Below are 19,062 nucleotides of genomic sequence, written 5' to 3'. Positions count from 1 at the left end.
CAGCCGAACCGACAGCAAGGCCAGCAGCAAGGAAACGACGTGGCGCAGAACTCCGGGAAATCGAAAACGAAGAGGGCGTCAACGGCCAGGCTTCGGCTGCGCGTGGGTCTTGCGTTAATGCTGACCTTGCTGCTGGTGGTCGGTGGCAAGCTCTTCCTCGTCCAGGGCCTGGACGTGGGCGGCATGGCCGAGGCCGGCATCAACAAGCGCCTGACCCCTGTGGAGCTTCCCGCGGAGCGCGGCCGGATCCTGGACTCGAACGGCACCGTGCTGGCCAGCAGCGTGATCCGCTATGACATCGTGGCGGACCAGAGGGTCAACACCAACACCCCCGAGTTCGGTCGCTACAACAGCGCCACCGGGCAGGCTGACACCATCAGCCGGGAGCAGGGCATCAAGGACCTCGCTTCCGCCCTGGGAACCGACCAGGCGGCCCTGACTACTGCGTTGACCGGGGACAAGCCGTACGTCGTCCTTGCCCGGGAAGTGAAGCCGGACCTTGAAGATGCCATCTCCAAGCTGTCCATTCCCGGGGTCGTGTCGAAGGCCATCAGCAAGCGCGTCTATCCCAACGGCAGTGTGGCCGGCGGCGTCATCGGCTTCCTGCAGGACGGCACCACCGGCCAGGCCGGTATCGAGCAGACCCAGGACGCGGCCCTGCGGGGGACCCCCGGCAAACGGGTGTTCGAAATCGGCGCCGACGGCCTGCGCATTCCGGTGGCAACGGACGAACTGACACCCGCCGTCGACGGCAAGGACGTGAAGCTGACGCTCAATACGGACCTGCAGTACTTCGCGCAGCAAGCCATCCAGAGCCAGGTCAACAACCTCAGCGCGCAATGGGGGTCGATCGTGGTGATGGACGTCAAGACCGGCAACATCATCGTCATGGCCGACACCAACGCCCCCGACCCGAACAACCCAGGCGGGGTCGCCGCCGAGGACCGCGGCGTCCGATCGGTGACGGCGGCCTACGAGCCGGGCTCGGTTGAGAAGATGATCACCGCCTCTGCCGCGATCGAAGAAGGCAAGGCCAGCCCGTTGGACACCTTCGTCATCCCGCCGGCGTACACGATCGACGGCGAGACCTTCACCGATGCCTTCGACCACGGCACCGAGAAGAGGACCCTCGCCGGCATCCTGGGCTGGTCGATGAACACGGGCACCGTGATGGTCGGCAGCCGCCTGAGCAAGCAGCAGCGCTACGACTGGCTGAAGAAGTTCGGCATCGGGGAGGCGCCGGACATCGGGCTGCCGTCCGAGGCCAAGGGCATCCTCGCCAAGCCGGATCAGTGGGACAACCGCCAGCAGTACACAGTGCTGTTCGGCCAAGGTGTTTCGCAGTCCACGCTGCAGACCGTCCGGGCGTACCAGAGCGTCGCCAACGATGGCGTCATGCTCCAGCCCCGCCTCATCGACAGCTACATCACGCCGGACGGGAAGGAAGAGAAGGTTCCCGCCAAGGAATCCCGGAGGATCGTCAGCAAGGAAACGGCGAAGAAGGTCCGCGACATCCTTGAGAGCAATGTCACCGAGGGCCAGATCAAGGAGGCCGCTGTCGACGGCTACCGGGTAGGTGCGAAGACCGGCACCTCGCAGGCCCCGCGCGAGGACGGGCTTCCCGGCTTCGACGGCTACACGGCTTCCATGGTGGCCATGGCCCCGATGGATAACCCGCGCTTCATCGTCGAAGTGGTGGTGCAGCGCCCCAAGGGCAACATCTACGGCATCACCAACGGGCCGGTGCTGCGCTCGGTGCTGGGCCAGGTGTTGCGCACGTACAACATTCCGCCGTCCACTGGGACCCCGGCCCGGTTCCCGCAGTTCGCCAAATGAGCCGGTTCGCCACATGAGCCGGTTCGCCACATGAGCCGGTTCGCCACATGAGCCGGTCCGGCGGGCAGGGCCGGCCCGCCGAGTAAGCTTGTGTGGCAGTTGCCCGGCCACACCCTGAGTTCCTACACACCGATCCATCCACGCCGCGTCCGGAACCGTTCGCCCCGAAACATCGGGCCCGGGAGCGGCAAGTTCCACGAGCACCATCGGAGACCCACCTTGCCAGAGCATAATGACGCCGTTCAGAGCCCGCCAGGGAACCCCGCGACGGCGGAAAGCACGGCCGCCGGAAGCAGCGGTTTCCGTCCGGCCCGGGTGTCTCCGGTGCCGTTATGGGAGATCGCGGCGTCGCTGGGAATCCAGGCGCCCGAAGGGAGCGCCGGCGTCACCGTGACGGGCGTGTCCCTTAACTCCCGGACCGTGGAGCCGGGTGACCTGTACCTCGCCCTGCCCGGTGCCAGCCGCCACGGCGCGGAATTTGCCGGACAAGCGGTAGCCGCCGGGGCGGTCGCCATCCTGAGCGACGACGACGGCGCGCAGCGGCTTCTGGCCGACGGCGGGCCCGGTGTTCCGGTGCTGTCCGTCCGCGAGCCGCGTACCGCCGTCGGGCCGGTTTCCGCGCTCGTCTACCGCAGCCAGCCGGCCGGGGAGGCCTCGCCCACGCTCTTCGGCGTGACCGGCACGAACGGCAAGACCACCACCACCTACTTCATCAACTCGCTGCTGAGCGCCCTGGGCATGACGACCGGCCTGATCGGGACCATCGAGATCCTGGCCGGCGCCGAGGCGATTCCGAGCCTGCTGACCACTCCGGAATCACCGGATGTCCACGCACTGCTGGCCTTGATGCGCGAGCGGGGGCTGGACGCGGCGTCCATGGAAGTCTCCTCCCACGCGGTGTCCTACCGTCGCGTGGACGCGGTGATGTTCGACGTCGCGGGTTTCACCAACCTCACCCAGGACCACCTGGACCTGCACGGCAGCATGGAGGAGTACTTCCGCACCAAGGCGGAGCTGTTCACTCCCGGCCGCTGCCGCCGCGCGGTGGTGATCGTCGACGACGAGTGGGGCCGGACCCTCGCGGCGGAAGCACGGGTGCCGGTCACCACGCTGTCCCTGAAGGGTGGGGAGCAAGCGCCGGACGCCGACTGGACCCTCGCCTCCAGCACCCCGCGTGGCCTCGGCAGCGCCTTCGTTCTCCGGCATCGCGACGGCGGCGAATTGCGCGCCCGCACGGCCCTTCCAGGTGACTTCAACATCGCCAACGCGGCCCTGGCCACCATCATGGTGCTGGCCTCCGGAGTCAGCCGTGAGGTGCTCCAGGCGGCCCTCGAAGAGCAGGATCCCTTCGCGGTGGCCGTGCCCGGCCGCATGCAGCTGGTCTCGGAAGCGCCGGCGTCGGTGGTCGACTTCGCCCACAACCCGGACGCCCTTGCCCGCGCCCTCGAAGCAGTGCGTTCCCGTGAGGAAGGCTCCCGGGTGATCGTCGTCTTCGGCGCCACCGGACAGCGGGACCAAGGCAAGCGCCCGACCATGGGGGCGATCGCCGCCCGCCTGTCCGACGTCGTGATCATCAGCGACGACGACCCGCATGATGAGGACGCCGCCGCGATCCGCGCCGAGGTGCTCGCCGGTGCGGTCGCCGCCCGCGACAATGAGCAGCTGGCCTGCGAAATCATCGAATCCTTCCCGCGCGACGTCGCCATCCGCAAGGCCGTCGAGCTCGCCACGGAGAAGGACACCATCCTGGTGGCCGGGCGCGGCCACGAAGTCTGGCAGGAAGTCAAAGGCGTCAACCTTGCCCTCGACGACAGGGAAGAACTGAAGGCCGCCTTGACAGCCAGGGGATTCCGGGTTCCAGCAGACGAGCGGATAGAGTCCTAGACCGAGATGATTGCACTGACAGCGGCGGAAATCGCCCACATCACCAATGGAACCCTCGCAGCCGATCCCGGAATAGTTCCCTCCTCCGTGGTGACCGACTCCCGCGAAGCAGGCGCCGGATCGCTTTACGTGGCCAAGCCCGGAGAACACGCGGACGGCCACAGCTTCGTCGGAGCGGCCTTCGAACGTGGCGCCGTGCTGGCCCTGTGTGAACGCGAAGTCACGGACGCGGAGGGCCGGCCGTACCCTGCGGTCATCGTCGAGGACGCGGTCCTCGCCATGGGCGCCCTTGCCGCCGAGGCGGTCCGCCGGATCCGCGCCGAGCGCGCCGCAGCGGGCGAGCAGTTCACCGTCGTCGGCATCACGGGCTCGGCCGGCAAGACCACTACCAAGGACCTCCTGGCGGGCATCCTGTCCAAGGCCGGGAAGACCGTGGCGCCCCAGGGCTCCTACAACGGCGAGGTCGGTGTCCCGCTGACGGTCTTCACCGCGGACGCCGGCACCCGGTATCTCGTGATCGAAATGGGTGCCACCGGAATCGGCCATATCCAGTACCTCGCCGACATGGTCAAGCCGGACATCGGCGTCGTGCTGGTCGTGGGCACCGCGCACGCCGGCGAGTTCGGGGGAGTGGAGAACATCGCCAGGACCAAGGGCGAACTCCTCGAAGCCCTCGGCACCGACGGCACGGCAGTCATCAACCTCGACGACCCGAGGGTCGCCGCCATGGCCCCGCGTACGGTGGCGCCGATCCTCGGCACGAGTTCCACCGGTGCGGCCGGTGCCGCGGTCGAAGCCCGCAATGCGGACATCGACGCGCTCGGCCATCCCACCTTCGACCTCGTGCTGCCCGACGGCGCCGGGCCGCGTCCGGTGCGCAGCAAACTGATCGGCGTGCACCACCTCGGAAACCTGCTGGCCGCCGCGGCCGCTGCCTACGCCGCAGGCATTCCCGGCGACGACATCGCCGCCTCGCTCTCCGAGCAGAGCGCGGCCAGCCGCTGGCGCATGGAACGCACCGAACGCGCCGACGGGGTCACCGTCATCAATGACGCCTACAACGCCAACCCCGAATCCATGCGGGCCGCCCTGCGCACCCTGGCGGATATCGGCCAGGGCCGGCGCACCTGGGCAGTGCTGGGCGCCATGCTCGAACTCGGCGAGGACTCGATCCGCGAACACACGGCCATCGGCACCCAGGTGGTCCGCCTGAACATTTCCCGGCTCCTGGTGGTGGGACGCGAGGCCCGGGCACTGTACATTTCCGCGATCCAGGAAGGCTCCTGGGGCGATGAATGTGCCTTCACCGAGACCGCTGACGAGGCGTTCGAGCTCCTCCAGAAGCAACTCGAACCGGGGGATCTGGTGCTGTTCAAATCCTCGAACGGGGTTGGCCTGCGGCATTTGGGCGATCGGATAGCATTAGCCCCACATGCGGGGACGATCGTGGACACTGCGGCTGTAGCTGCCGCCAATGAAGGGAACGAACTGCTGTGATTGCACTGTTGATCGGCGCAGGCGTCGCCCTCCTGGTGGCCTTGATCGGCACCCCGCTGTTCATCCGTTTCCTGGTCTCCAGAAGCTACGGACAATTCATCCGCGATGACGGACCCACCTCGCACCACACCAAGCGTGGAACCCCCACGATGGGGGGCACCGTGGTGGTCGCGGCGGTGCTGATCAGTTATGCGCTGACCCACCTCATCATGTGGATGATGAACCCGCGTTCGCCGGGACCTTCAGCGTCGGGCTTGCTGCTGCTGTTCCTGATGGTCGGCATGGGCTTCGTGGGCTTCCTCGACGACTTCATCAAGATCTCCAAGCAGCGCAGTCTCGGCCTGAACGCCAAGGCCAAGCTGATCCTTCAGGCCGTGGTGGGCATCGCCTTCGGCATCCTGGTGCTGTTGTTTCCGAACGCCGACGGCATCACCCCGGCGTCGTTCCAGATCTCCCTGGTCCGCGACATCCCGTGGCTGAACCTTGCCTTCGGCGGCACCATCCTCGGCGCCATCCTCTTCGTGGTCTGGTCCAACCTGATCGTCACGGCGGCCACCAACGGTGTCAACCTCACTGACGGCCTGGACGGGCTCGCAGCGGGTGCCTCGATCATGGTCTTCGGCGCCTACACCCTGATGGGGATCTGGCAGAACAACCAGGCCTGCGGCTCGCCCCGTGAAACCGGCAGTGGCTGCTACATGGTCCGCGACCCCCTGGACCTGGCCCTGCTTGCGGCGATCCTGAGCGCCGCCCTGGTGGGCTTCCTCTGGTGGAACACCTCGCCGGCGAAGATCTTCATGGGCGACACCGGATCCCTGGCCATCGGCGGTGCCGTGGCCGGCTTCGCGATCCTGTCCCGTACCGAACTGCTGCTGGGCATCATCGGCGGCCTGTTCGTGCTGATCACCCTCTCGGTGATCATCCAAGTCGGATATTTCAAGGTCACCAAGGGCAAACGCTTCTTCAAGATGGCCCCGCTGCAACACCACTTCGAACTCAAGGGCTGGGCCGAGATCACCGTAGTGGTGCGCTTCTGGATCCTCTGCGGGCTCTTCGTGGCCGCAGGGCTCGGTATTTTCTACGCTGAATGGGTGGTGCTGCTGTGAACACGAAAGACCGGCACGGAAACGAGCGGCTCAAGGACCTCACCAGCTGGGACGCGGACTGGCGTGGCCTGCGGGTCGTGGTCACCGGCATCGGCGTATCCGGCTTCTCCGCCGCGGACACCCTGATCGAACTCGGCGCCCGCGTGGTGGTGGTCGACGCCGCCACCAGCGCCAAAGCCGAGGCCCAGGCGGACACCCTGAAGATCGTCGGCGCCGCGGACGTCCTGCTCGGACCGGACGCGGTGCTCACCATCCCCGAGATCGACGGCGAGAAGCCCGAACTCGTGGTGACCTCCCCCGGATGGCGGCCGGACCAGGCCCTGCTCGCCGCGGCGAAGCGGGCACACATTCCGGTGTGGGGCGATGTCGAACTCGCTTGGCGGCTTCGGGAACGCAAGGGCCGCAAGACCGCCGACTGGCTCACCATCACCGGCACGAACGGCAAGACCACCACGGTGGGCATGACCGAATCGATGCTGCAGGCTGCGGGTCTGAAGGCGATCGCCGTAGGCAATGTCGGCACCCCGATCCTGGACGCCCTCCGCGACCCGGTCGACTACGACGTCTTCGCCGTCGAACTCTCCAGCTTCCAGCTGCACTGGAGCGAAACGCTGTCCCCGGCCGCAAGCGTCTGCCTCAACGTCGCCGAAGACCACGTGGACTGGCACGGTTCCTATGAGGCGTACCTGGCGGACAAGGCCAAGGTCTTCGAAAACACCCGGATCGCGTGCATCTACAATGCGGAGCAGATCGAAACCGAACGCATGGTGGAGAACGCCGACGTCGTGGAGGGCTGCCGCGCTGTCGGCTTCACCACGCTGACGCCGGCGATCAGCATGCTCGGCGTCGTCGAAGGGCTGCTCGTTGACCGTGCCTTCATCGCCGAACGCAAGGACTCGGCGGCGGAACTCGCTGCACTCTCGGACCTTGGCCCGGTGGCTCCCCGCCACCTTGTGGCCAACGCGCTGGCCGCCGCCGCACTGGTCCGGGCCTACGGCGTCGAGCCCGCCGCAGTGCGTGAGGGACTCAAGCACTACCTGCCCGGCAAGCACCGTATCCAGCCCGTCAGCAAGCACGGCGACGTCCTGTGGATCAACGACTCCAAGGCCACCAATCCGCACGCCGCCGCGGCCGCCCTCGCGGCCTTCGAGAACGTCGTGTGGATTGCCGGCGGCCTGTCCAAGGGAGTCAACTACGACGACCTCGTCAAGGAACAGGCGCACCGGCTCAAGGCCGTGGTCCTCATCGGCACCGATACGGAAGCCTTGGAAGCCTCCCTTCAGCGACACGCAGCGGATGTCCCCGTGATCGGGCAGCCCAAGGGCGAAACTGAAGGAGCGCAGCCTTCCGGCACGGATGAATCGAGTGCGGATGGATCGAGTACGGACGGGTCGGCCAAGGAACTTTCGCCGATCTTCGGGGACACCGTCATGGCGCAGGCCGTTGCCGCAGCCGCACGGATCGCCGTGCCGGGCGATACCGTGCTGCTGGCTCCGGCGGCCGCCTCCATGGACCAGTTCTCTTCCTACGCCCACCGGGGCGACGCTTTCATCCAGGCAGTTCGCGAGCTCGTGGAAGGCGATCTTGTGGAAGGCAAGGCCCAGACCACGGAGGAGTAGCAATGGTCACCACGCCCACCCGCCAGGCGCCAGCCAAGAAGGCAGCCCGGCAGAACACAGGGCTTCGGGACCGCCTCCGCAGGATCTGGGACGGCATCGAAGGCAGGGGCGCGGCGGCCAACAGCTCCACCTACTACCTGATCCTCGGCTGCACCCTCGCCCTGACTGCGATCGGCATCATGATGGTGCTCTCCGCCTCCAGCGTAGAAGCCATCTCGGTGGGCAGGTCGCCGTACGCGGATGCCATGAAGCAGGCCGGCTTCGGCGCGCTCGGGGTCGTCGCCATGTACCTCATTTCCCGGACCAACGTGACCTGGATGAAACGGCTTTCCTGGCCTGCGATGGGCGCGGTGGCGGTCCTCCTCGTCCTCGTCCAGGTGATCGGCCGCAAGACCCTGGGCAACCAGAACTGGATCGACGTCGGCGGGGTCAGCATCCAGCCGTCGGAAATCGCCAAGCTTGCCCTCTGCATCTGGATAGCCACGGTGCTGGCCCGCAAGGAGAAGCTGCTCCACCGCTGGATGCACGTGATCATCCCGGTGGTCCCGGGCGCCGGCCTCATCCTTGGCCTGGTCCTGCTGGGCAACGACCTCGGCACCGCCATCGTGGTCATGGCAATCATCGCCGCGGGGTTGTTCTTCGCGGGTGTGCCCGGGAAGATGCTCGCCATCGCCGGTGCCGCCGGTGCGGTCGCGGCCACCGTGCTGACAGTCAGCAGTGCCAACCGCATGTGCCGGATCACCTCGTGGCTCGGTAACGCCTCGGAGACCTGCAAGGCCCAGTTCGACTTCGACTTCCAGTCCACCAACGGCATGTACGGCCTCGCCCAGGGCGGCTGGACCGGCCTGGGCCTGGGCCAGAGCCGGCAGAAATACAACTGGCTCCCGGAGGCCCACAACGACTTCATCTTCGCGATCATCGGCGAGGAACTCGGCCTCCTGGGCACCATCGTGGTCCTGCTGCTTTTCGCGATCCTGGGCATCGCGATCTTCCGCGTCGTCATCCGGCAGACCGACCCCTTCCAGCGCACCCTGGCCGGCTCGATCATGGTCTGGCTGCTGGGCCAGGCGAGCATGAACATGGCCGTGGTCACCCAGCTCCTGCCGGTCATCGGTGTGCCCCTGCCGTTCATTTCCTACGGCGGCTCGGCGCTGTTGATGTCCCTGTGCGGCGTGGGCGTAGTGTTGTCCTTGGCCCGCGCCCAGATGGCACCCGGCAAGCGTCCCCGCCTGTGGCGCAGCTCCCCGAAAACTGCACGAAAGCGTAAATAGCACTTCATGAATTCCCAGCCCGAGGAAACCCGCACGAGGGAAACCCAGTCCACGTCACTGTCGGTGGTGCTTGCCGGAGGCGGAACCGCAGGCCACATCAGCCCGATGCTCGCCATCGCCGACGCCCTGAAGACCGCCCGCCCCGACGCGTCCTTCCTCGTGGTCGGCACCGCCGAAGGCATGGAAAGCCGCCTGGTCCCGGCCGCCGGCTACGAGCTGGCCACGATCGGCCGGGTCCCGTTCCCGCGCCGGCCTTCCCTGGGCATGCTGAAGTTCCCGGCCCGTTTCGCCGGCGCCGTGAAGCAGGCCGGCCGCATCCTGGACGAGGCCGCTGCGGACGTGCTGGTGGGGGTCGGCGGCTACGTCTGCACGCCGATGTACCTGGCTGCCCGGAAACGGCACATCCCCATCGTCATCCACGAAGCCAACAGCCGTCCGGGCCTGGCCAACAGGGTGGGTGCCTTGTTCAGCCGCCACATCGCCGTGGCGTTCCCGGAAACCCGGCTGCGGCATGCCCGCCACGTCGGCATGCCGATGCGCAAGGCCATTTCGGGCCTCGACAGGCGCTCCGCACGGGCGGATGCCCGCCGCGCCCTCGGCCTGGCCGAAGACCGGCCCGCCCTCATTGTGACCGGCGGCTCGTCCGGCGCCCAAAGTATCAACCGCACCATCTCCGGGGCCCTGGGGGCCCTGGCGACGGCCGGCGTCCAGACGCTGCACATCACCGGGCGGGGCAAGGAAGTCAAGGACGACGGCGGCGCCCTGCTCAGTGCCGACGGCTACCGGCAGGTCGAGTACGTGGACGGCATGGAAAACGTCTACGCCGCCGCCGACGTCCTGCTGGCCCGCGCCGGCGCAGCGACAGTGTGCGAGGTGGCCGCCGTCGGCGTTCCTGCCGTCTTCGTGCCGCTGCCGGTGGGCAACGGCGAACAGGCCCTGAACGCCCGCGCGCTGGTGAACGACGGCGCCGCCCTCCTCGTCGACGACAAAGCGCTCACGGCCGAGTGGCTCGAGCGCGAACTCATCCCGCTGCTCGGTGACCGGCAGCGCCTCGAAAACATGGCCGCCAAGGCCGAAAGCCTCGGCATCAGAAACGCCGATCAGCGGATGGCTGATCTTGTCCTGGAAGCGGTATCCGAATGACCCAGCCCATCGCAGACCCCGTCTCCCTCGGCCGGGTGCACTTCATCGGGATCGGCGGGGTCGGTATGTCCGCCGTCGCCCGGATCATGGTTGCCCGCGGGGTCGCTGTCAGCGGCTCCGACGCCAAGGACCTGCCCGTCATGCACGAGCTCGCGGCGGCAGGCGCCCGGATCGCCGTCGGGTACGCCGCGGAGAACCTGGGCGACGCCCGGACTGTCGTGGCAGGCTCCGCCATCCGGCAGGACAACCCCGAACTGCTCGCCGCCCGGGCCGCCGGCCTGCCGGTGCTGCACCGCTCGGAAGGTCTTGCCGCCACCATGGGCACGGACCGCGTGGTTGCCGTGGCCGGCACCCACGGCAAGTCCACCACCACCTCCATGGTGACGGTGCTCCTGCAGCAGGCCGGCCTGGATCCTTCCTTCGCGATCGGCGCCAACGTTCCGGCACTCGGCGTCAACGCCGCCAGCGGCAGTTCGGACATCTTCGTGGCCGAGGCCGACGAGTCCGACGCGTCCTTCCTGAACTACCGCCCGCTGATCTCCATCGTCACCAACGTCGAGGCGGACCACCTTGACCACTACGGCACGCCCGAGGCCGTCTTCGCCTCCTTCGACGCCTTCGCTGCGCTGCTGCCGGAGCACGGGCTGCTGCTCGCCTGTGCGGACGACGACGGCGCCCGCGCCCTCGCTGCCCGGGTCCGGGCCGCCGGGAGCACCCGGGTCATGACCTACGGAACCGCCGACGACGCCGACGTCCGACTGGAGGACGAGGGCGCCGACGGCAGTTGGGTGAGCCTGGCCGGCGAAAGGCAGCGCCTGGTGCTGCAGGTGCCGGGCCGCCACAACGCGCTCAACGCGGCAGCTGCTTTCGCCGCCGCCGTCGAGCTCGGGATTGAACCCGCGGCCGCCGCCGCTGCCCTGGCGCACTTCAGCGGCGCATCCCGCAGGTTTGAGTTCAAGGGCGAAGGCAGGGGAGTGCGGGTTTACGACGACTACGCGCACCACCCCACCGAGGTGCGTGCGGCACTCTCCGCCGCACGCAGCGTGGCAGCCGGCAAGAATGTCCATGTCCTCTTCCAGCCGCACCTGTTCTCGCGGACCCGCGAATTCGCCCGGGAGTTCGCCGAGGCACTGAACCTGGCGGATACCGCCCTTGTCCTGGACATCTATCCGGCCCGCGAGGACCCCATCCCGGGTGTCACCAGCGCGCTGATCACCGAACACCTGCGCGCCGGCCGTCTCGTGGGCGCGGATGATGCCGTCGGGCAGATCGTTGCCGGTGCGGGGGAGGGCGACATCATCCTCACGGTCGGCGCCGGCGACGTCACGGCCTTCGGGCCGCAGATCGTGGAGCGGTTGCGTGGCTAGCACACGGAAGCCCACCTTCAAACCGGGGTCCGCTTCCTCGCCGAAGGCCGACTCCGGTGCCGGCGTGATCAGCGCCGAGCGGACGATTGAGACGCCTGCGGCGCACGGGCTTGAGCCCCGGTCCGCAGCCAAGGACAAATCCGCGAAGGTCCTTGCCTTCCCCGAACCCAAGGGGCGCAAGCGGAAAAGGATCGCCCTCACCACGGCGGCCGTGATTATCGCCCTGGTGGCCGGGTTCCTCGCCGCCGCGGTCTACTCGCCCATGCTTGCCGTGCGAACGATCACGGTCGACGGCACCAAGCTGCTGAAGGCCGATGCCATCCGGAAGGCACTGGCCCCCGTACAGGGGACGCCTCTTCCGCAAATCGACGACGCCGACATCACGAGGCTGCTCAAGCCGCTGGTCCAGGTCCGTTCGGTCAGCACGGAGGCCCGGCCGCCGTCGACGCTCCTGGTCCACGTGGTGGAGCGGGTGCCGGTGGCCCTGCTCAAGAAGGACAGCGACTATGTGTTGGTGGACGTGGACGGCGTCCAGCTCGGCTCCACGAAGGACCCGGCGTCGGTGCCGCTGCCCCTCATTGAGGGCAACGCGGCCAGGGCGGAGCTGTTTACGGCCATCACCGCTGTGCTGGCAACCCTCCCGGCGGATGTCCTGGCGAAGATGGCCAGCGCGTCCGCCAAATCCCCGGACGCCGTGGAGCTCAGGCTCATCGACGGCAAGACGGTGGTCTGGGGCAACGCGGAGGAAAAGGAGCTCAAGGCCAGGGTGCTTGAGGCGCTCCTGAAGGCGCCGGCCGATCCCAGGGTTCCGGTCAACGTCTACGACGTTTCGGCCCCCCGGCATCCGCTGACGAAGTAGCCTTCGCCGGGTGGACGGAGCAGGTAACGAAGACGCTGCGGTGGCTAATTTGGGGACATTCACACGACACGCGGAGCCGGTCATTGAATGTCTGATTCGCAGCCCATACCGTCGCATAAGAGTTACTTGACATAACTATAACCTTCAACTAGAGGGTTAAGGTCCAAGAATTCAAGTTGGACTCGATCAGTTTCGCTATAGGACACAGGCAAGGGGCACGAAACGTGGCAGCACCGCAGAATTACTTGGCCGTCATCAAGGTCGTCGGCATCGGCGGCGGTGGCGTGAACGCAGTCAACCGGATGATCGAAGTCGGCCTTCGCGGCGTCGAGTTCATCGCCATCAACACCGATGCGCAGGCGCTTCTCATGAGTGACGCCGACGTCAAGCTCGACGTCGGACGCGAACTCACCCGCGGCCTCGGCGCGGGTGCCAACCCCGACGTCGGACGCCAGGCCGCCGAAGACCACGCCGATGAGATCGAAGAGGTCCTGCGCGGCGCAGACATGGTCTTCGTGACCGCCGGCGAAGGTGGTGGCACCGGCACCGGCGGCGCCCCCGTGGTCGCGCGCATCGCCCGCTCCCTCGGTGCGCTGACCATTGGCGTGGTGACCCGCCCCTTCACCTTCGAAGGCCGCCGCCGCGCCACCTCCGCCGAGAACGGCATCGACGCCCTGCGCGACGAAGTCGACACCCTCATCGTCATCCCCAACGACCGCCTGCTTTCCATCAGCGACCGGAACGTCTCTGTCCTTGACGCCTTCCGCTCCGCCGACCAGGTGCTGCTCTCCGGTGTCCAGGGCATCACCGACCTCATCACCACCCCCGGCCTGATCAACCTTGACTTCGCCGACGTGAAGTCCGTCATGCAGGGCGCAGGCTCCGCGCTCATGGGCATTGGTTCGGCCCGGGGCGAAGACCGCGCAGTCAAGGCCGCCGAACTCGCCATCGCCTCGCCGCTGCTCGAAGCGTCGATCGATGGCGCCCACGGTGTCCTGCTGTCCATCCAGGGTGGTTCGGACCTCGGCCTCTTCGAGATCAACGAAGCCGCCCGCCTGGTCCAGGAAGTGGCGCACCCCGAAGCGAACATCATCTTCGGTGCCGTTATCGACGACGCCCTGGGCGATGAAGCACGGGTTACCGTCATCGCGGCAGGCTTCGACGACGTCAAGGCCACCTCGCCGTCCATGAACCAGCAGCCCGCCGCCCAGCCGGCAGCGCAGCAGCAGGTTCCGGCCGCTCCGGAGCGTCCCGCAACCCAGGCAGCCCCGGCCTATCAGCCGGTGCCGCAGCACGTGCCGGCCGGTGTTGCCAGTTCCGGCCTGAGCAACTGGAGCCAGCAGCGTCCCTCGGCGCTGCCCGCCGACTCGGGTTTCGACGTCGACCTCCCCGCCGTGGTTGAGCCGGACCTGTCCGGCGGCCGCAGCGATGACCTCGACGTCCCTGACTTCCTCAAGTAAGCCGGGGAGCCAGTCAGCAGTGTTTTGGTGGCGTAAGGAAGTGCGGCCCGGACTATGGGTCGCCTTCACCGATGCCGACGCCGGCAACCTCGCCTTGCACGTCGGTGACGACCCTGACGACGTCCTGGTGCGCCGGGCCCGGCTGGAATCCGCCGCCGGGCTCGGTGGCCGGACGTTCCAGTACATGTCCCAGGTGCACGGCAACGCCGTGAGCTTCATCGGGGACCCCGCCGAACCGCCCACCGCGGATGCGATGGTCTCCACCGGGCAGCCCCTTGCCGTGATGGTGGCCGATTGCGTTCCGGTGGTCCTCGCGGGGGACACGGTGCAGGGCCCCGTGCTCGGTGTTGCCCACGCGGGCAGGCCCGGCGTGGCGTCCGGCGTCGTCGCCGCGACCGTCGGCGAAATGCGGCAACGGGGTGCCGAAGGCATCACGGCCTGGATCGGCCCGTCGATCTGCGGGAAATGCTATGAGGTACCCGACGAACTCCGGGCCGAGGTCGCCGCAGCCGTGCCGGAAACCTGGTCTGTCACCTCGTGGGGCACGCCGGCACTGGACCTGCCGGCAGGCGTACGCGCACAACTCAGTGAACTCGGCGTGCCGGTCGAATACACCGGGGAATGCACCAAGGACAGTCCTGGCCTGTTCTCCTACCGCCGCCAGCAGCAGACCGGCCGCTTCGCAGGGCTGGTGTGGACACATGCCTGAGCCCGGCCTGACAGGAACCGGATGGGATGGCGGCATGGACGAGCGGGCACTTCAGCTGCAGGAGCGCCTTGCCGCCGTACGTGCCAGGATCGCCGCTGCGACTCTGGCTGCGGGTCGTGCCGACGAACCCAGGCTCATCGTGGTTACCAAGTTCCATCCCGCCGCCGACGTCGCGCGCCTGGCCGCCCTCGGTATCCGGGACGTGGGGGAGAACCGCGACCAGGAAGCCTCTGCCAAGGCCGCAGGCCTCACGGAACTGGGGCTGCGCTGGCACTTCATCGGACAACTGCAGAGCAAAAAGGCCAAGTCCGTCGTGAAGTACGCGCACTCGGTCCAGTCCGTCGACCGCCCGCAGCTCGCCGAGGCCCTGGCCAAAGCCATGCTCCGGGCGCAGCAGGAGGAGGGCCGGGACGAACTGGAATGCTTCATCCAGGTCAGCCTCGACGACGACGCCGGGGAGCACCGCGGCGGGGCCGCGCCGGCCGACGTCGGGCAGCTCGCCGAGAGCATCGCTTCGGCTCCCGGGCTGCGGCTCGCGGGGGTGATGGCGGTGGCACCTCTCGGCGCCCGCCCGGAGGAGGCGTTCGAAAAACTCGCTGGCATTTCCGCGGCGCTGCGCGAGGCCCATCCAGGAGCTGCGGCAATCTCCGCAGGCATGAGCCAGGACCTGGAAGCAGCCGTGCGCTTCGGGGCGACACACCTGAGGATCGGCTCCGATATTCTCGGTTCCCGTCCCCCCGTGGGGTAGCGTCAAAGTATTGGAAGCGACGGGCCTGCGGTTCCATGTCAAGGCATCCATGTCAAGCCACGGGCGGCCCGCCAACTGCAGACACGATTGGAGTCCAGCATGGCTGGCGCATTGCGCAAGACAATGGTTTATCTTGGGCTCGCCGACGGCGATGAGCATTACGAGTCTGAGCACCACCTGCCCCAGAGGGATGAGGAGCACGCCGCCGAGCACGAAGAGCGCCGCGCCCCCGCACCCGTCCGGGAAGCCGTCCGTGAAGTACCCCAAGCCGCCGCCGAAGAGGAATACCGCGCCCCTGTGACACCTATCAAGCGTGCGGCATCGAGCCGCGAAGATACTTCCGGACTCCGCCAGATCACTACCGTCCATCCCCGCTCCTACAATGACGCCAAGATCATCGGAGAGAGCTTCCGGGACGGGATCCCTGTGATCATGAACGTCACCGACATGGGCGAAGCGGACGCCAAACGCCTCGTGGACTTCTCTGCCGGCCTGGTCTTCGGACTTCACGGCAGCATCGAACGGGTCACCAACAAGGTGTTCCTGCTGTCGCCGTCGTACGTCGAAGTCCTTGGCGACGACAAGAAGACCAGCGAAGCACAGGCCTCGTTCTTCAACCAGAGCTGACGGTCCGCCAACGCCGTTCGGATGCCAGGCAGGCCAACTGCCTGGCATCTGTGTTGGAATAGAGAACACCAGCCGTTTGCGATCGAGGAGAACTGAGCTAAGCCGTGGGCATTGTTTTTGGCCTTATTTACATTGCATTGCTGCTGTTCCAGATTTCCCTCATCGTCAGGATTGTCTTTGACCTGGTGCAGATGTTTGCCCGCCAATGGCGTCCGCGGGGCGCTGCGCTCGTGACGGCGCACGTGGTCTATTCCGTGACGGACCCGCCCATCAAGCGGATCCGCCGCTTGGTGCCGCCCTTGCAACTGGGCTCGGTTTCCCTCGATCTGGCCTTCCTGATCGTTTTCATCGTGGTAGTCATTGCGATGGGATTCACTTGGCCACTGGTGTAGCTTCTTTGTAGGACAAGGACCCCGGTGACACCGGTGGCCCGGCCCGGTTCCCGTGATTAAAGACAAAGGGTGTTGAATTGGGGGAATCAGATGATATTTAGGTACCGTAGTTTTTGAACGGCCGGAAGGCCTCCTGACTAGACCAACGAGGTGACCAGATGGCTTTGACGCCAGAAGACGTTGTCAACAAGCGCTTTCAGCCGACTAAGTTCCGTGAGGGCTACGACCAGGACGAGGTTGATGACTTCCTGGACGAGATCGTCGTCGAACTGCGTCGCCTGAACCAGGAGAACGACGAGCTGCGCAAGAAGCTCGCCGAGGCCGGAACCGCCGTCGCCGCCAGCACCACCGCGGCACCGGTCGTCGAGAAGGTCCCCGCGCCGGTCAAGGCCGACAAGGACGCAGAAGCCAAGGCCAAGGCGGAAGCCGAAGCAAAGGCCGAGGCCGAGGCCAAGGCTGCCGAAGCGGAAGCCAAGAAGAAGGCCCAGGCCGGGGCAGCTCCTGCCCCCGCCGCCGCGGCTTCCGTCGCTTCCCCCTCTGCCGAGTCCGCGGCCGGCCTGCTGGCCATGGCCCAGCAGATGCATGACAAGCACGTCGCCGACGGCGAGCAGCAGAAGGAAAAGATCATCGCCGAGGCGCAGATCGAAGCTTCCACCCTCGTCAACGACGCGCAGGACAAGTCCCGCAAGATCCTCGGTGCCCTCGAGCAGCAGCGCTCCGTCCTTGAGCGCAAGGTCGAGCAGCTCCGCGGCTTCGAGCGCGACTACCGCTCCCGCCTGAAGGCCTACATTGAAGGCCAGCTGCGTGACCTTGACGCCCGTGGTTCCGTCGCCGCCCCCGAGGTCGGCGAAGCTGCCGCAGAGGTCTAAGCAAGTATTCTGAAAGCCGGTGGCTGAGGACTCCTCGGCCACCGGCTTTTCGCTGTTAAGAACAGCGACCCCACGGCCCCCGGATGAAAGCACTATGAGCGACGAACACAACAGCGGCACCGCCGAACCGGACCGCACTATGCGCCGGACCCCGCGACCGGGCCTGCTCTGGCTCTTCGCGGGCTTCGCGGCGTTCGCCTACGCCTTTGACCAGCTGACCAAAGTGTGGGTCACGAGCACCATGGTGGAGGGCGAACGCATTCCGGTCCTGCCGCCCTTGCTCCATTGGTACTACATCCGCAACTCCGGAGCGGCCTTCTCGATCGGGGAAAACGTCACCTGGGTCTTCACCCTTGTCATGGCCGGGGTGTCCGTTGCCATCTTCTTCCAGCTGCGCAAGCTCGGATCGGTTTGGTGGGCCCTTGCCCTCGGGCTGCTGCTCGGCGGCGCCCTCGGCAACCTGACCGACCGGCTTTTCCGCGAACCCTCGTTCGGCATGGGGCACGTCGTCGACTTCATCCAGCTGCCCAACTTTGCGATCTTCAACATCGCCGACTCCGCCGTTGTCTGCGCGGTCGTCGTGATCTGCCTGCTGACGCTGCGAGGGATCGGCCTGGACGGTTCGAAGCAGCAAGGGGCGCCAACGCAGCCCGGGAGCGGGCAGGATGACGCCGGAACTGACCGGGCTGACAAGGACCGTGCCGAAAAGGACCGTGCCGAAAAGGACCGGGGGACCTCCGGCGATGCCTGAGACTTTCGTAGTACCCGGGGAGCTGGGCGGTGCCCGTGCCGATGCCGGCCTGGCGAAGCTCATGGACATCTCGCGCTCCGCCGCCGCCCTGCTGCTGGCCGAAGGCAACGTACGGGCGGGCACGGCCGTGCTGGCTAAGTCCGCCAAGCTCACCGCCGGTTCCGTTCTGTCAGTGACCGTTCCCGAGCGCCGGGACCCCTTGGAAGTCGTGGAGGAAGTAGTGGAAGGCCTGAACATCCTGCTGGACGATGAGGACTTTGTTGTCATCGACAAACCCGTGGGTGTTGCGGCGCATCCTTCGCCCGGCTGGGTGGGTCCCACCGTAGTCGGCGGCCTGGCTGGAGCGGGGTACCGGATCTCCACCTCGGGCGCGCCTGAACGCGCCGGCATTGTGCACCGGCTCGACGTCGGAACCTCGGGGGTGATGGTGGTCGCCAAGACCGAACATGCCTACACGGTCCTGAAGCGGGCCTTCAAGGAACGGACCGTGGACAAGGTCTACCACGCGGTGGTCCAGGGCCTGCCCGAACCCCTCGAAGGCACCATTGACGCCCCGATCGGCCGCCACCCCGGCCACGACTGGCGCTTTGCCGTCATCGAGGACGGCCGTCCTTCGGTGACCCACTACGAGGTCATTGAAGCCTTCGGCAAGGCGAGCCTCGTGGAAGTGCACCTGGAGACCGGCCGCACCCACCAGATCAGGGTCCACTTCTCGGCGTTGCGCCATCCCTGCGCCGGTGACCTCACCTACGGCGCCGACCCGCGTCTCGCGGCCACGCTTGGCCTCACCCGGCAATGGCTGCATGCCCGCAGGCTGGGCTTCACCCATCCCCGCAGCGGTGACTGGGTGGAGGTCACCAGCCAGTACCCCGCGGACCTGCAATACGCGCTGGACCTGCTGGCCAGCGGCAACGCCTGATCCTC

At 67.1% G+C, this 19,062-nt stretch carries 17 protein-coding genes; all 17 read left to right on the top strand.

What is annotated here, in order from left to right; genetic code table 11:
- Window positions 1-39 precede the first annotated feature (39 nt).
- The 17 genes from DWV11_RS02260 to DWV11_RS02180 all read left to right on the top strand — a co-directional run bounded on the left by DWV11_RS02260 (window position 40) and on the right by DWV11_RS02180 (window position 19,057).
- On the top strand, window positions 40-1,836 hold the full coding sequence (locus DWV11_RS02260) for a peptidoglycan D,D-transpeptidase FtsI family protein (RefSeq protein WP_210725645.1): 1,797 nt from the start codon (window positions 40-42) through the stop codon (window positions 1,834-1,836).
- A gap of 219 nt (window positions 1,837-2,055) precedes the next feature.
- Window positions 2,056-3,720 (top strand): UDP-N-acetylmuramoyl-L-alanyl-D-glutamate--2,6-diaminopimelate ligase, encoded by a 1,665-nt coding sequence (locus DWV11_RS02255; RefSeq protein WP_115787278.1) that lies wholly within the window; start codon window positions 2,056-2,058, stop codon window positions 3,718-3,720.
- Window positions 3,721-3,726: 6 nt separating this feature from the next.
- Window positions 3,727-5,217 (top strand): UDP-N-acetylmuramoyl-tripeptide--D-alanyl-D-alanine ligase, encoded by a 1,491-nt coding sequence (locus DWV11_RS02250; RefSeq protein ID WP_115787277.1) that lies wholly within the window; start codon window positions 3,727-3,729, stop codon window positions 5,215-5,217.
- Window positions 5,214-6,323: a phospho-N-acetylmuramoyl-pentapeptide-transferase gene (gene mraY / locus DWV11_RS02245; RefSeq protein WP_115787276.1), complete on the top strand. Its 1,110-nt coding sequence runs from the start codon at window positions 5,214-5,216 to the stop codon at window positions 6,321-6,323. The genes DWV11_RS02250 and mraY overlap by 4 nt, the downstream gene beginning before the upstream one ends.
- Entirely contained in the window at window positions 6,305-7,942 is a 1,638-nt protein-coding gene (gene murD, locus DWV11_RS02240; protein ID WP_115787275.1) for a UDP-N-acetylmuramoyl-L-alanine--D-glutamate ligase, read from the top strand. Before mraY ends, murD begins: the two co-directional genes overlap by 19 nt.
- Window positions 7,943-7,944: 2 nt before the next feature.
- Complete coding sequence (gene ftsW, locus DWV11_RS02235; RefSeq protein ID WP_115787274.1) at window positions 7,945-9,213, top strand: putative lipid II flippase FtsW; 1,269 nt, start codon at window positions 7,945-7,947, stop codon at window positions 9,211-9,213.
- 6 nt (window positions 9,214-9,219) lie between these two features.
- Window positions 9,220-10,356 carry an undecaprenyldiphospho-muramoylpentapeptide beta-N-acetylglucosaminyltransferase gene (murG, locus tag DWV11_RS02230; RefSeq protein WP_115787273.1) on the top strand — a complete coding sequence of 379 codons (1,137 nt, stop codon included), beginning with the start codon at window positions 9,220-9,222 and terminating at the stop codon, window positions 10,354-10,356.
- Complete coding sequence (gene murC, locus DWV11_RS02225) at window positions 10,353-11,723, top strand: UDP-N-acetylmuramate--L-alanine ligase (protein ID WP_115787272.1); 1,371 nt, start codon at window positions 10,353-10,355, stop codon at window positions 11,721-11,723. Before murG ends, murC begins: the two co-directional genes overlap by 4 nt.
- Complete coding sequence (locus tag DWV11_RS02220) at window positions 11,716-12,582, top strand: cell division protein FtsQ/DivIB (protein ID WP_245953402.1); 867 nt, start codon at window positions 11,716-11,718, stop codon at window positions 12,580-12,582. The genes murC and DWV11_RS02220 overlap by 8 nt, the downstream gene beginning before the upstream one ends.
- Window positions 12,583-12,806: 224 nt before the next feature.
- Window positions 12,807-14,042 carry a cell division protein FtsZ gene (ftsZ, locus tag DWV11_RS02215; RefSeq protein WP_115787270.1) on the top strand — a complete coding sequence of 412 codons (1,236 nt, stop codon included), beginning with the start codon at window positions 12,807-12,809 and terminating at the stop codon, window positions 14,040-14,042.
- Window positions 14,043-14,061: 19 nt separating this feature from the next.
- The gene (locus DWV11_RS02210) at window positions 14,062-14,751 is read left to right on the top strand and encodes a purine nucleoside phosphorylase YfiH/LACC1 family protein (RefSeq protein ID WP_115787269.1); all 690 of its coding nucleotides are present in this window, start codon (window positions 14,062-14,064) and stop codon (window positions 14,749-14,751) included.
- A complete protein-coding gene (locus DWV11_RS02205; protein ID WP_115787268.1) occupies window positions 14,744-15,499 on the top strand; it encodes a YggS family pyridoxal phosphate-dependent enzyme in 756 nt (251 codons plus the stop codon). Before DWV11_RS02210 ends, DWV11_RS02205 begins: the two co-directional genes overlap by 8 nt.
- A 99-nt stretch (window positions 15,500-15,598) precedes the next feature.
- Window positions 15,599-16,126, top strand: coding sequence for a cell division protein SepF (locus DWV11_RS02200; protein ID WP_115787267.1), 528 nt, complete (start codon window positions 15,599-15,601; stop codon window positions 16,124-16,126).
- 104 nt (window positions 16,127-16,230) lie between these two features.
- Window positions 16,231-16,518 (top strand): YggT family protein, encoded by a 288-nt coding sequence (locus DWV11_RS02195; RefSeq protein WP_115787266.1) that lies wholly within the window; start codon window positions 16,231-16,233, stop codon window positions 16,516-16,518.
- Window positions 16,519-16,676: 158 nt separating this feature from the next.
- Window positions 16,677-17,387, top strand: a complete 711-nt coding sequence (locus tag DWV11_RS02190; protein ID WP_115787265.1) for a DivIVA domain-containing protein — start codon at window positions 16,677-16,679, stop codon at window positions 17,385-17,387.
- Between the two features lie 94 nt (window positions 17,388-17,481).
- Window positions 17,482-18,138 (top strand): signal peptidase II, encoded by a 657-nt coding sequence (gene lspA / locus DWV11_RS02185; protein WP_115787264.1) that lies wholly within the window; start codon window positions 17,482-17,484, stop codon window positions 18,136-18,138.
- The gene (locus DWV11_RS02180; RefSeq protein ID WP_115787263.1) at window positions 18,131-19,057 is read left to right on the top strand and encodes an RluA family pseudouridine synthase; all 927 of its coding nucleotides are present in this window, start codon (window positions 18,131-18,133) and stop codon (window positions 19,055-19,057) included. The genes lspA and DWV11_RS02180 overlap by 8 nt, the downstream gene beginning before the upstream one ends.
- Window positions 19,058-19,062 lie beyond the last annotated feature (5 nt).

This window comes from Arthrobacter silvisoli (assembly GCF_003369445.1).
GTDB classification, from domain to species: Bacteria; Actinomycetota; Actinomycetes; order Actinomycetales; family Micrococcaceae; genus Arthrobacter; species Arthrobacter silvisoli.
The sequence above is the reverse complement of the archived record's forward strand: the minus strand, read 5'-3'. Positions and strand labels throughout refer to the sequence as shown.

What these genes read in the sequence shown, in the direction of transcription:
- murG (WP_115787273.1), top strand. Translation starts at nt 9,220, where the DNA reads ATGAATTCCCAGCCCGAGGAAACCCGCACGAGGGAAACCCAGTCCACG.
- murD (WP_115787275.1), top strand. Translation starts at nt 6,305, where the DNA reads ATGGGTGGTGCTGCTGTGAACACGAAAGACCGGCACGGAAACGAGCGG.
- DWV11_RS02205 (WP_115787268.1), top strand. Translation starts at nt 14,744, where the DNA reads ATGCCTGAGCCCGGCCTGACAGGAACCGGATGGGATGGCGGCATGGAC.
- DWV11_RS02200 (WP_115787267.1), top strand. Translation starts at nt 15,599, where the DNA reads ATGGCTGGCGCATTGCGCAAGACAATGGTTTATCTTGGGCTCGCCGAC.
- lspA (WP_115787264.1), top strand. Translation starts at nt 17,482, where the DNA reads ATGAGCGACGAACACAACAGCGGCACCGCCGAACCGGACCGCACTATG.
- murC (WP_115787272.1), top strand. Translation starts at nt 10,353, where the DNA reads ATGACCCAGCCCATCGCAGACCCCGTCTCCCTCGGCCGGGTGCACTTC.
- ftsW (WP_115787274.1), top strand. Translation starts at nt 7,945, where the DNA reads ATGGTCACCACGCCCACCCGCCAGGCGCCAGCCAAGAAGGCAGCCCGG.
- DWV11_RS02190 (WP_115787265.1), top strand. Translation starts at nt 16,677, where the DNA reads ATGGCTTTGACGCCAGAAGACGTTGTCAACAAGCGCTTTCAGCCGACT.
- DWV11_RS02250 (WP_115787277.1), top strand. Translation starts at nt 3,727, where the DNA reads ATGATTGCACTGACAGCGGCGGAAATCGCCCACATCACCAATGGAACC.
- DWV11_RS02180 (WP_115787263.1), top strand. Translation starts at nt 18,131, where the DNA reads ATGCCTGAGACTTTCGTAGTACCCGGGGAGCTGGGCGGTGCCCGTGCC.